General features: G+C 73.5%; 10 protein-coding genes and 2 riboswitches. Of the genes, 3 read left to right on the top strand and 7 right to left on the bottom strand.

What is annotated here, in order from left to right; all coding sequences use genetic code 11:
* Nucleotides 1-166: 166 nt before the first annotated feature.
* Nucleotides 167-1,537, top strand: coding sequence for a glycosyltransferase 87 family protein (locus tag AB0O11_RS04795; protein ID WP_363381702.1), 1,371 nt, complete (start codon nt 167-169; stop codon nt 1,535-1,537).
* Nucleotides 1,538-1,559: 22 nt separating this feature from the next.
* Here the strand turns inward: AB0O11_RS04795 and AB0O11_RS04790 are convergent, their stop codons facing one another.
* The 6 genes from AB0O11_RS04790 to AB0O11_RS04765 form a co-directional block, all read right to left on the bottom strand.
* A complete protein-coding gene (locus tag AB0O11_RS04790; protein WP_363381701.1) occupies nt 1,560-2,699 on the bottom strand; it encodes a hypothetical protein in 1,140 nt (379 codons plus the stop codon).
* Nucleotides 2,700-2,782: 83 nt separating this feature from the next.
* Nucleotides 2,783-3,829, bottom strand: coding sequence for an NlpC/P60 family protein (locus AB0O11_RS04785; protein ID WP_363381699.1), 1,047 nt, complete (start codon nt 3,827-3,829; stop codon nt 2,783-2,785).
* Nucleotides 3,830-4,057: 228 nt separating this feature from the next.
* On the bottom strand, nt 4,058-5,182 hold the full coding sequence (locus AB0O11_RS04780; RefSeq protein ID WP_363381697.1) for an NlpC/P60 family protein: 1,125 nt from the start codon (nt 5,180-5,182) through the stop codon (nt 4,058-4,060).
* Between the two features lie 10 nt (nt 5,183-5,192).
* Nucleotides 5,193-5,346: riboswitch (cyclic di-AMP (ydaO/yuaA leader) on the bottom strand.
* Between the two features lie 337 nt (nt 5,347-5,683).
* The gene (locus AB0O11_RS04775; protein WP_363381696.1) at nt 5,684-6,721 is read right to left on the bottom strand and encodes an NlpC/P60 family protein; all 1,038 of its coding nucleotides are present in this window, start codon (nt 6,719-6,721) and stop codon (nt 5,684-5,686) included.
* A gap of 198 nt (nt 6,722-6,919) precedes the next feature.
* A complete protein-coding gene (locus AB0O11_RS04770) occupies nt 6,920-8,350 on the bottom strand; it encodes an NYN domain-containing protein (RefSeq protein ID WP_363381694.1) in 1,431 nt (476 codons plus the stop codon).
* Between the two features lie 136 nt (nt 8,351-8,486).
* A complete protein-coding gene (locus AB0O11_RS04765; RefSeq protein ID WP_363381693.1) occupies nt 8,487-8,750 on the bottom strand; it encodes a hypothetical protein in 264 nt (87 codons plus the stop codon).
* A 201-nt stretch (nt 8,751-8,951) separates the two neighbouring features.
* On the opposite strand from AB0O11_RS04765, the gene AB0O11_RS04760 reads away from it, so the two are divergent.
* Together AB0O11_RS04760 and AB0O11_RS04755 are read left to right on the top strand one after the other, a co-directional pair.
* Nucleotides 8,952-9,782: a rhomboid family intramembrane serine protease gene (locus AB0O11_RS04760; protein WP_363381691.1), complete on the top strand. Its 831-nt coding sequence runs from the start codon at nt 8,952-8,954 to the stop codon at nt 9,780-9,782.
* Nucleotides 9,779-10,060: an Lrp/AsnC ligand binding domain-containing protein gene (locus AB0O11_RS04755; protein ID WP_224278336.1), complete on the top strand. Its 282-nt coding sequence runs from the start codon at nt 9,779-9,781 to the stop codon at nt 10,058-10,060. The genes AB0O11_RS04760 and AB0O11_RS04755 overlap by 4 nt, the downstream gene beginning before the upstream one ends.
* Nucleotides 10,061-10,063: 3 nt before the next feature.
* Here AB0O11_RS04755 and AB0O11_RS04750 read toward each other — a convergent pair whose 3' ends face one another.
* Nucleotides 10,064-11,446 carry an aminotransferase class V-fold PLP-dependent enzyme gene (locus tag AB0O11_RS04750; protein WP_363381689.1) on the bottom strand — a complete coding sequence of 461 codons (1,383 nt, stop codon included), beginning with the start codon at nt 11,444-11,446 and terminating at the stop codon, nt 10,064-10,066.
* A 52-nt stretch (nt 11,447-11,498) separates the two neighbouring features.
* Nucleotides 11,499-11,617, bottom strand: a riboswitch (SAM riboswitch).
* Nucleotides 11,618-11,725: the final 108 nt, after the last annotated feature.

The following is an 11,725-nucleotide window of genomic DNA, read 5'->3' as shown; positions in this document are numbered from 1 at the left end:
GATCCGTACGATAGGTCAACACCATGACCCGCCGGGAACGGAACCGCGCACGGCAACCGTTTGACCCCCGGGTCAGTCCTAGTACCTAGGCCGCGGATGCGGCGGCCCGGGCGTCCGTCGATACGACGCCTCCGGTGGGGACGTCCGAGACGAACGAGGGAGCGCAGTGGAATTGGCCCCGGCCACCGAGCCCGGTTCTTCGCGCGGCCGCCTCGGCCGCCCGCTCGGGGCGCTCGCCGCGCTCGGAGCCACCTGGGTGGCCACCCGCGCCCTGCTGGTGCTGCTGGCGACGGGCGTGCTGAAGGCGCCCGGCGGGGACGTCACGGCGGACGTCTGGATGATCTACCACGCCTGGTACGGCGTGCTCCAGACCGGCACCTTCCCGTTCGACGACGTGACCTGGCAGTACCCGCCGGGCGCCGCCCTGGTGATCCTGCTGCCGGGCCTGCTGCCCTGGTCGTACCTGGTCTCGTTCTGGGTGATCTGCGGGATAGCCGACGCGGCCGCGGCCGCGCTGCTGGTGCGCACCGGCCTGCGCCGGGGCCGGGCGCTGACCGGCGCCTGGCTGTGGGTGGTGGGCGTCCCACTGCTCGGCCCGATGATCTACAACCGCTTCGACGTCATCGTCACCGCGGTCGCCCTGGCCGGCCTGCTGGCGCTGATCCGCCGCCCGGCGGTCGGCGGGCTGCTGCTGGGCCTGGGCGGCATCGTCAAGATCTGGCCGCTGCTCGGCCTGATCGGCACTCCCTCCGGCCGCCGCACCCGCCGCTCCTGGACGCTGGCCGGGTCCACCGCCGTCTCGATCGGCTTCCTGCTGGCGGCCGGGATGAACGGCGCCTTCGACTTCCTGGCCTTCCAGAAGGACCGCGGCATCGAGGTCGAATCGCTCGGCGCGCTGCCGCTGCACTTCGCCCGGATCGCCGGGGCCTGGGACGGCAAGGTCACCATGAACTACGGCTCCCCCGAGATGCTCGGGCCGTGGGTGAGCGTGATCAGCAAGGTGATGTTGGCCGGCACCCTGCTGGGCTTCGGCTGGCTGCTGCTGTGGCGCTTCACCTCCAAGCGCCGCAGCGCGGCCACCATGTACGACGCGGCGCTGTGCGCGCTGCTGATCTTCGTGGTGACCAGCCGGGTGATCAGCCCGCAGTACCTGGTCTGGCTGATCGGCGTCGCGGCGGTCTGCCTGACCGTGCGCAACAGCAGCCAGCGGCCGGTGGCGGTGCTGATCCTGCTCGCCTGCCCGCTGACCCTGGTCGAGTTCCCGACCATGTTCACCCAGGTCCTGGCCAGCGACCCGGCGGCGGTCACCGTGCTGGCCGTGCGCAACCTGCTGCTGCTGGCCGCGGCCGTGCTCTCCTGCGTCCGGCTCTGGCGCTCCACCCGCGGCGAGGCGCCGCTGCCGCCGACCGTGGTGCTGGACCACGAGCCCGCCGCGCTGCCCGTCGCGGGCTACCCGGTGCGTCCGGGCATCGCCTACGAGCAGGACCTGCTGGACGGCATCGACCACCCGGGCACCCCGGCCGAGCAGCGCCGCTGATCGGCCGCTGATCGGACACGTCTCACAGCGCCGCCACCTGCTCCAGCCAGAGCCGGGTGAACTCCTCCAGGCCGACGCCCAGCTCACGGCGCATCAGCCGGTCGGTCCGGCGCTCGCGCTCCTCGCCCTGCCCGTCGGCCGCGCCGATCGCCCGGTAGAAGGCGACCAGCCGCCGCGGGCCGTGGACGCGGGCGATCAGCTCGCAGGCCAGCCAGGACTGCTCGTAGGCCTGGGCGATGCCGGTGGCCCCGGCGGCGAAGTCCCGGTCGGCGGGCAGTGCGGTCGGCGGCTTCCCCGCGGCGACGTCCCGGGCCAGCTCGGGGGCGATCTGCCGGGGGCTGCGGCCCGAGTCCCGGTAGGCGGTCCAGTCGGCGACGCCCTCGGAGAGCCACAGCGGGGTCCAGGCCCGGGTGTCGGCCCTGGTGGCGACGTGGGTGGCCTCGTGGGTGATCACCACCTGGCGGCCGAAGTCACTGAGCCGCCCGTACGCCTCCGGGTTGACCAGCACCCGGTCCGAGGGGGTGTGCCAGGGCGCACCGGGGGCGGCCACGGTGACCGCCGCCATGCCCGTCCAGCCGTCCGGGTCGCCCTCCAGCAGCCGGGCGAACTGCTCCTCGGTCGCGGGCCGCTCCAGCAGCAGCCGCCCCGGCCAGGCGCCGCCCCAGACCTCGGTGACGGCGGGCACCGCCCGGTCCCCCACCGCGACCAGCTCGGCCGGGTCGGGGCCGGCCACCGGCCCGAGCACCAGGCAGTGGGCGCCCGGCGCCGACCGGAGCGGCCCGAAGTCCCACGGCGCGGGCGGCCCGCCCGCGCTCTCCTCGCGCTCGACCCGCCAGCCGTCCCCGGCCCGGACCAGCTCGATCCGGCGCGGGTACACCACCGGGTACTCGTCGTACCCGGCGATCCGCACCGCCAGGTCGGCGGCGGCGGTCAGCCGCTCCGGCCCGCCGGAGGCGGCGAGCACCAGGTTGCGGTACCCCGTCTCGGCCACCGGCAGCCCGGCCCACGGCGCCGCCGAGCGCGCCCGCTCCGCGAGCGCGGCGGCCACCTCGCCGTACCGGTCCGCCGACCGCGCCGGGGCCGCCGCCGGGACGGCCGGCGGCAGCGACAGCTGGACCAGCCCGCCGGCCGCGAGCAGCAACGCACCCCGCCGGGACAGCACGCGGCGGGGGCGGGGCCGGGGCCGGGCTATCTCAGCGGGGTCGGCGGGGTCAGCGGGGTCGGCAGGGCCGGACAGCGGGGCGCTCAGAGCCGGACCACCCCGGAGACCGGCATGGCGGAGACGCTCTCGTAGCGGACCTTGGCACCCGGACGGGGGGCGTGCACGATCACCCCACCACCGGCGTACATGCCGACGTGGTGCATGTCCCGGTAGAAGATCACCAGGTCTCCCGGTCGCGCTTCGGACAGGTTGATCCGCTGCCCGGCGTACGCCTGGGCCTGCGAGGTGCGCGGCAGGGTCACTCCGGCCTGCCGCCAGCTGTAGTACATCAGACCGGAGCAGTCGAACGCGTGCGGCCCGGTGGCCCCGTAGACGTACGGGGAGCCGATCATCCGCACCGCGGCCGCCAGCGCGGCGGCCCCGCGCTCGGAGGCGGGCGGGGCGGTGCCGAGGTCCAGCCGGTCGGTGCCCCGGGTGGCGCGCTGCTCGGCGTCCCGGGCGTCCTGGGCCGTCATCCGGGCCCGCTCGGTGGCGCCCAGACCGTTCAACAGCTTCTGCGCCTTGGCCAGCCGCTGCTGGATCTGCTGCTTGCTGTCGGCGAGCGAGCGGCGGGTCTGGTCGAGCTCGGCGAGCTTGCCGGCCGCCTCGGTGCGGCGCTGGTCGAGCCGGCGCTGCCGGGTGACCAGCTCGTGCAGGGTCTCCTGCTGGCGCACGGCGGCCTGGCCCAGGGTGCGGGCGCGGGCCAGGTAGCCCTCCGGGTCGGGCGAGAGGATCAGCTGGGCGGTCTGGGTCATCCCGCCGCCGCGGTACTCGGCCCCGGCCACCGTCGCCAGGTCGCCGCGCAGCTCGTTGAGCTGGTCCTGGGCGACGGCGATCTCACCCTGGAGGATCGTGGTCTCGCCCTGGAGCCGCCGCTGGGCCTCCTGCGCCGCGTTGGCCTTCTCGGACGCCTGCTCGGCCTCGTCGTACAGCTGCTCCACCTGTGCCGTGACGTCCTGGCGGTCGGACGGGTCCGGGCTGCCGGGGGCGGCCTGGGCGCTGCCTCCGGCGGCCACGCCCAGCGCGGTGGCGGCGGCCGCGGTCAGCACCAGCGCCCGGGTGAGCAGTTGGGAACGGCGGTGCACGGGCATGGCGGCAGCGGCTCCAATCCTGCGGTGCGGCCCCCGCCGCCGCACCACGACGGGCGGCCGTCGAGCGGGAGTCCGGTGGCAGACGTTAGCGAGTTCGGGCAAGCGAGTCCAAACCCCTCCCAACTCGAATATTTGACCCCTAATCGGACATCAGGTCGACCCCGCCGGAAAAGCCGCAGGCCCGGCCTTCCCTGGGGAAGACCGGGCCTGGAAGCGTCCGTGCCGGGATCAGACCCGCACGATGGAGGCCAGCGGCATGTTGGTGACCGCCTCGTAGCGCACCGACGCACCCGGCTTGGGCGCGTGCAGCACCTGGCCGTTGCCCGCGTAGATGCCGACGTGGTGGGCGTCGCTGTAGAAGATCAGCAGGTCGCCGGGCTGGGCCTGGGAGATGTCCGAACCGATCCGGGTGCCGGCCGAGGCCTGCGCCTGCGAGGTGCGCGGCAACGACACGCCGGCCTGGTTGAACGCCCAGACCATCAGGCCGGAGCAGTCGAAGGAGCCCGGGCCGGTGGCGCCCCAGACGTACGGGCTGCCGACCTTGGACGCGGCGGCCGAGAGCGCGGCGGCACCGCGCGAGCTGCCGGCGGCCACCTTCACCGGAGCGGTGGTCGTGCCGGCCGCGAGGTCGCCGCGGCTGTTGTCGCGCGAGGCGCGGTCGGCGGCGGCCTTCGCGGCGTCGAGCTTCGCGGACTCCGCCTTCAGCTGGGCCTCGGCGGCGGCCTTCTCCTCGGCCTGCTGGAGCGCCCGGCGCTCCTGCTCGGTCAGCGTGTTGAGCAGGTCCTGGGCCGCCTTCAGCTTGCCCTGGACCTCCTCCTTGGAGGCCTTCAGCTGCTGGGTGGTCGACTCCAGCTCGGCGAGCTTGCCCTGGGCCTCGTTGCGGTCCTGGTCGAGCTTGCGCTGCTGCTCCTGGAGCTCCTTCAGCTGACCCTTCTGGGTGCTGCCGGCCTGGTTCAGCGTGCCGGCCTGGCTGAGGAAGTTGTCCGGGCTGGAGGAGAACATCAGCTGGACGGTCGGGGATATGCCCCCGTTGCGGTACTGCTCGCCGGCGATCTCGGCCAGGCCGCCCTGGAGCTCGGTGACCTGGGCCTGCTGACGGGCCACCTGGTCCTGCAGGCCGGAGACCTGCTTCTCCAGCTCCTGCTGCTTGGCCTGGGCGGCGTTGTAGTTCTCGGTCGCGACCTCGGCCTGCTCGTTGAGCTGGTCGACCTGCTCCTTGACCTGTTCCTTGGTCGGCTGCGGGTCGGCGTGGGCACCGGACTGCGCGGAGAGGGCGACGGCTGCGGCAGCGACCCCGGTGAGGATCGAGACGCGGGCGCGACCGGCGGGCTTGGGACGACGATGGGACGCCACGAAGGCGGACTCCTTCTTCCTACGTCCGCCTACCGGGTGAGCTGACGGGTTCGGGCCGGAAGCATGCCCTACGGCGCCTCACGGCCGTTCCATCGGCCGACCTGGCGCCGATTCACCCCGGAGGAACGTGGTTCCCCGGCTCCGCTCCACAGCGCCCCCGACCACTGGGCTCCCCTGTCGGGCAGTCGCTTCGACCTGCCCCGCTGCCTCGCGAACTCGGCGGTAACCACCGCCGCCACCCTGGCAGGGCGATCGACAGTGCGGTGGTTCGGGGCACGACCCTAGTAACTGAACCGTGATCCGTTCAAATCCTTGTCAGAAAAAAGACGGAAGATTACCCAAGTTCCTTTGTGAAAATGACCGATGGTAACCAATGGCGTACGCAAGGCTGATCGGTTCTCAGCATGTGGTCGCGAAGGAGCCGGAAACCCGAACGCCACCCCCGCACGGAGGTGGCGCTTTTCACAGGCCCCGGAGGAGCCCCTCGGGCGTGTCGGACCGTCAGACCCGGCGGATGGTGTTGATCGACATCGCGTCGGCCTTCATCACCTTCACCACGTCACCGGTGTGCGGCGCGTGGACCACCATGCCGTTGCCGATGTACATCCCGACGTGGTGCATGTCGTTGCCGTAGATCACCAGGTCGCCCGGCTGGGCCTGGTCCAGCGAGGGCACCCGGGTGCCGTAGTGGCCCTGCTCCTGCGAGGTGCGCGGCAGCGAGACGCCGGCCTGCCCGTACGCCCAGACCATCAGGCCCGAGCAGTCGAAGGTGGTCGACCCGGTGGCGCCCCACACGTACGGCGAGCCCTGCTTGCTCATCGCCTTGGCCATCGCCACGGCCGCGTAGCCGCTGGCCGGCGGCAGACTGCTGAGGTCGACCCGGTCGCTGCCGCGCGAGGCGCGGTCGTCCTGTGCCTGCTGGGCCCGCAGCGCGGCGCGGTCGGCGGCGCTCAGCGAGTTCAGCAGGTCCTGGGCGGCCTTCAGCTTGGTGTTGACGTCCGCCTTGGCCTGGTTCAGGTCCTTGGTGGTGGTGTCCAGCGAGGCGAGCACGGCGGCCGCCTCGGCCTTCTCCTGGTCCAGCCGGCGCTGCTGGTCCAGCAGTCCCTTGAGCGCCTCGGCCTGGCTGGTGCTGGCCTGCTGGACGGTGGAGGCCTTCTCCAGGTAGCCGGACGGGTCGGAGGAGAGCATCAGCTGGACGGACGGGTCGATGCCGCCCATGCGGTACTGCTCGCCCGCCACCTCGGCGAGACCACCCTGGAGCTGGGTCATCTGCTCCTGGCTGCGGGCCACCTGGTCCTGAAGCTGGTCGGCCTGCTTGCGCAGCTGGTCCGCCCGCTCCTTGGCGCCGTTGTACTTCTCAGCCGCCTGCTCCTGCTCCTCCTGGAGCTGGTCGATCTGCGCCTTGACGTCCGATTTGTTCGGCTGCGGTGCGGCGTGCGCGGCCACCTGGGCGGAGAGGGCGACCGCGGTCGCAGCGGCAGCGGTGAGCACGGAGATCCGCGCGCGGCTCGGCTGCTTGGGACGGCGGTGGGAGGCCAAGGGACCGGCTCCTTCTTTCCTCGGACTCACCTGATGGGATGAGATTCCTAAAAATAGGTTTGACGCCAGACCCTAGTGAAGATCTATCCGTTTTACCACTCCCCCGAAGGCGTGAACTCCGGCTTTCACTCTGACTTCACGAAAGCCGCGCACCGCCTCGGAACCGCGCCTGACCAGGCATCACGCGGCTTGGTGGGGTCAGGGCCGGGCCAGCCGGTTCAGCAGCAGCACCGACGCCACGGGGCGCGCGCCCGCCTTCCGCACGCCCTCCGCGACCTCCCGGTCGGTGGACACCACCACCACCGGGCGGCCCTGCGGCTCGGCCCGCACCAGGCGGCGGATCAGCTCGTCGGCCGTCTCCCCCGTCCGGCTGAACCGCACCCGGACCCCGCGCGGCGGCGCCATGATCACCGGGACGTCCAGGTCCTGCCCGTCGAACACGCAGGTGACCTCCGCCTGGGTGCGCTGGGCCAGCATCGCCAACCCGCCCAGCAGCCGGATCCGCTGCTGCTCCAGCGGCAGCGTCGGATAACCGGTCTTGGTCACGTTGTAGCCGTCCACCACCAGGTGCACCTGAGGAATCGCCAGCAGCTGGTCCAACAGCGCCGGATCGTCCTCGGCCAGCCCACGCCGGGCCACGTCGTGCGGGGAGGCCGCCCCCGGCACCACCGCCTCCACCAGGTCCGCCGGGCGGATCTGGGAGACCGGCAGCGCCAGCTCCCGCTGGAGCCCCTGGGCCGACTGCAGCACGGCGTCCAGCAGCAGCCGCAGCCGCATGTCCTCGACACTGCGCCCCTCGCGGGCCGACCGGCGGCCCTGCTCGACCGCGTTCTCCAGTTCGGCGACCCGGTGCCTGAGCCTGCGCGCCTCGGTCTCGGCCGCGCCGCGCTCGGCCGCGGCCTGCGCCTTCACGGCCTCCAGCTCGCCGGTCACCCGGCGCGTCTCGGCCTGCGCCCGGCGGGTGTCGCTCTCCAGCGACCGCACCTTCTTGCGCAGCGACTCGGCCTCCTTGCGGACGCCCTCGGACTCGGCCCGCTGCCGGTCCAGGTCCGCCCGCGCGGAGGCCCGCACCTCGGCCAGCTCGGCCTGCAGCTTCTCCACCAGCCGGGCCGCCTCCGCGGCCGCGTCCTCGGCGCCGGCCCGCTCGGCCTCCTCACCGGCCTCGGTCACCAGCCGGCTCCAGCCCGGCGAACGCACCAGGTAGGCGGCGGCCGCGACGTCCATCGGATCGGCCGCACCCGGGGCGGTGCCCGACTCCAGCGCCCTCACCAGGTCCGGCTGTCCCAGGCGAAGCCGCTCCGCTATCCGCACCCGGAAGGCCGGTTCCGCCTCCAGCGCCGCCGCCAGCGCGGTGGCCGCGTACTTGGCCCGTCGCGCCGGGGTGAACTTGACGTACTGGCGCAGGCCCTGGGGGAGCTCGGCCGACGGCAGCCCGCCGAGCGCGTCCGAGGCCAGCCCGACCACGCGCCGGCGCACGCCCTCGGGCAGCGGCCGTTCGAGCTTCTCGGCAGCGCGCTCCGCCGTGGGCTCGGAGGGGTCGTTCGCCGCCCCCGCCGCCTCGGCCCAGGCCTCGGCCGCAGCGGGCTGAAGCCCCTGGGCTTCGCCGGGCTCCTTCGCTGCGTCCACCACGTCCTCGGCTCCGATCCTGGTCCAGCGGGCACGGCCGCTGCCGCCCCTGTCGTCACGCTCCGTGCGTCTTGTTTCTGTATTGTCCCGTGCGGCACGGGCGGGTGCGCCGCGCACCCACCCGTCGCACCGGCGGGGATCAGCCCTGCTCGGTGGGGTCCTGGCCCCCCTCGGCGCCCGGCCGGGCCACCAGCTCGACCTGGTCCACCGCGTTGCACCAACGGCAGCGCACCGACTCGACGGTCTCGCTCAGCACCTCGGTCTCCTCGACCTTGGACTCGCCGGCCAGGTCGAAGTGGAGGAACTCGGTCACCCGCGCGGTGCGGGTCACGTCGAAGCGGGTGAGGTTGCCGCACAGGGTGCAGCGCCAGCGCGTGTCGGCAGTCAGGGCGGGGACGGTCATCGGGGGTCCTCTCGGGTGGTCCCTGCATGGGCTAGGCGCTCCCCCCGGAGCCCCGGCGTCGGCGGCGGGAGGCGGGAATGCCCGCCCCAAGCCTATTGCCTGGGGCAACCGTCGCGACCACCGGTCGCTCGAACACCCGAGCTAGTCCACCTGCCGTAAACCGCCGTGTCACCCGCGGCGCCCGGAGGGATGCTTGGCCGCATGGCGCTCGCGGCCCCCGACCACACCGCCGCCCCGGGCGGCCGCCCGGCGGCGGCGACCGTCCCGGCGGTCAGCTACGCCCTGATCGCGCTGAACACCCTGGTCTTCCTGCTCGGCCCGGCCGCCGGGCTCAACCCGCTGTACGGCACCGGCCAGGCCCAGGTCTGCGCGGAGCAGCGGTACGAGCAGCGCTGGGGTGCCGTCCCGGCCGAGGTGCTGGCCGGGCGGCCGCTGACCGCCGAACAGCTCGCCGAGGCCCACGACCCGGTCCCCGGCTGCCCGACCACCCCGACCCCGGGCAAGCACCCGGCCCTGTCCGTCCTCACCGGGCTCTTCCTGCACGCCGGCTGGCTGCACCTGCTGGGGAACCTGCTCTTCCTCCAGGTCTTCGGCCCCACCGTCGAACGGCGGCTGGGCCGGGCCCGGTACGCCGTCTTCTACCTGGCCGCCGGCAGCCTGACCACGTACGGCTTCGCACTCGCCGAGGCGCACTCGCCGAACTCCACCCGGGTGCTCATCGGCGCCTCCGGGGCGATCTCCGCCGCCCTCGGCGCCTACCTGCGCCTCCACCCCCGGGCCCGGGTGACCACCCTCGTCCCGCTGCTGCTCTTCCTGCCGCTGCGCTTCCCCTCCTGGCTGGTGCTCGGCCTCTGGTTCGCCCTCCAGTGGTGGTCGATGCACTCGGCCGGCCCGGGAGTGGCCTACCTGGTCCATGTGATCGGCTTCTCGGCCGGGTTCCTCTACGCCTGCACCGTGGTCCGCCACCCCCCGCGACGACCGGGCCGACGCCCGATACGCTGGCGGCACCCCACAAAGGAGCTCGAACTGTGATCACCGCCATCGTCCTGATCAAGACCAGTGTCGACCGCATCCCGGAGATCGCCGAGTCCATCGCCGCCATCGAGGGCGTGAGCGAGGTCTACTCGGTGACCGGGGGTTACAACCTGGTGGCGATGGTGCGGGTGCGCCGGCACGACGACCTGGCCGAGGTCATCCCGGGCCGGCTCAACAAGGTCCCGGGTGTGGCCCACACCGAGACCCAGATCGCCTTCCGCACCTACTCCCAGCACGACCTGGAAGCCGCCTTCGCCCTCGGCCTGGACGAGTAGCGATCAGCCCTCACGCCGACCCCGGTCGATCTGCGCGGTCGCGACGCAGCGCCCGCCCTCGTTGCGGTAGTTCCAGGCCGCGCCGTCCGTGACCAGCTCCCGGACGGCGGTCAGGAAGCGGTCCACGTGCTCGTCCGGCGTCCCGGCGCCGAAGCTCACCCGGATCGCGTTCAGGCTGCGCTCGCCCGGCAGGGAGGGATCGGGAGCGCCGCACGTCGATTCGACAGCCGGGGCCTCGTCCCCGAGCAGCGTGCGCACCAGCGGGTGGGCGCAGAACAGGCCGTCGCGCACCCCGATACCGTACTCGGCGGACAGCGCGGCCGAGAAGTGCGAGCTGTTCCAGCCCCGGACGACGAAGGACAGCACGCCCACCCGCGGAGAGTCCGCGCCGAACAGGTTCAGCACCTTGACCTGCGGGATCTCGGCCAGCCCGGCCGTCAGGCGGGCGATCAGCTGCTGCTCGCGGGCCTCCAGCGCGTCGAAGCCGGCCTCGGTCAGCGCCCGGCAGGCCGAGGCGATCGCGTAGGCGCCGATGACGTTCGGCGAGCCGGCCTCGTGCCGGGCCGGGCCGGTGTGCCACTGCACGGCCACCGAGCCGTCGGTCTCCCGGGCCACCGTGCGGGTCGCCCCGCCGCCGGCGAGGTACGGCTCGGCCGCGTCCAGCCAGTCCGCCCGGCCGGCCAGCACCCCGGCGCCGAACGGCGCGTAGATCTTGTGGCCGGAGAAGGCGATCCAGTCGACGTCCAGCTCGCGCACCGAGACCCGGTGGTGCGGGGCCAGCTGGGCCGCGTCCAGCACCACCCGGGCGCCGTGCCGGTGGGCGGTCCCGGTGAGCTCGGCGACGGGCCACAGCTCGCCGGTCACGTTGGAGGCGCCGGTGACGCAGAGCAGCTTGGGGCCCTCGGGCGCCTCGGCGAGCGCGGCGTCCAGCGCGGCCACCGCCTCGGCCCGCGAGCGCGGCGCCCGCAGGTAGGTCACGTCCAGTCCGGCGTGCGCCCAGGGCAGCAGCGAGGCGTGGTGCTCGGTCTCGAAGGCGAACACCCGGGTGCCGGCGGGAACGGCGGCGGCCAGCAGGTTGAGCGAGTCGGTGGTGGCCCGGGTGAAGACCACCTGATCGCCCTCGCGCAGGTCGAGGAACTCGCCGACGGTGCGGCGGCTCTGCTCGAACAGGTCGGTGGACAGCTGCGAGAGGTACCCGGCCCCGCGGTGGACGCTGCCGTAGTACGGCGCGTAGGCGGCGACGTCGTCCCACACCCGCTGGAGCGCCGGCGAGCTGGCCGCGTAGTCGAGCGCCGCGTAGCCGACCCTCTCACCGCTGGCGAGCGGGACCTCGACGTCGGCGCCGAGGACGGCGAGCGGGGCGCAGATTTCGGTGGAGACGGACATGAGGATGCACTCCTTCAGGGGTATGGGGACCCCGGGAGTGCCAGTCGTCGGGCGTCCGCGCTTGTCGCACGGACGGTTTGCCGTGGCGACCCGGTCCTCACCCAGGGCACCCCGCCACGGACGGAGGGTTGCCGGACAGCCAGCTGGGGCTTGACGCTGTCACTCATGACCTGGCGAAGACTCTAGGCCTCGTCCAGCGGGTGGTCAAACGGCCATCCAGCATCCGGACAGCACGAGAAGAGCCCGCGCCGGCGTACCGGCACGGGCTCCCCAACGGCC

It is taken from the genome of Kitasatospora sp. NPDC093102 (genome assembly GCF_040683915.1).
In the GTDB taxonomy this organism is placed as follows: Bacteria; Actinomycetota; Actinomycetes; order Streptomycetales; family Streptomycetaceae; genus Kitasatospora.
Note: the sequence above shows the minus strand (reverse complement) of the source record. Positions and strands in the feature narration are given on the sequence as shown.

Excerpts from the sequence above, each read along its gene's own strand:
- AB0O11_RS04765 (WP_363381693.1), bottom strand. The coding sequence starts at position 8,750 with ATGACCGTCCCCGCCCTGACTGCCGACACGCGCTGGCGCTGCACCCTG.
- AB0O11_RS04760 (WP_363381691.1), top strand. The coding sequence starts at position 8,952 with ATGGCGCTCGCGGCCCCCGACCACACCGCCGCCCCGGGCGGCCGCCCG.
- AB0O11_RS04785 (WP_363381699.1), bottom strand. The coding sequence starts at position 3,829 with ATGCCCGTGCACCGCCGTTCCCAACTGCTCACCCGGGCGCTGGTGCTG.
- AB0O11_RS04750 (WP_363381689.1), bottom strand. The coding sequence starts at position 11,446 with ATGTCCGTCTCCACCGAAATCTGCGCCCCGCTCGCCGTCCTCGGCGCC.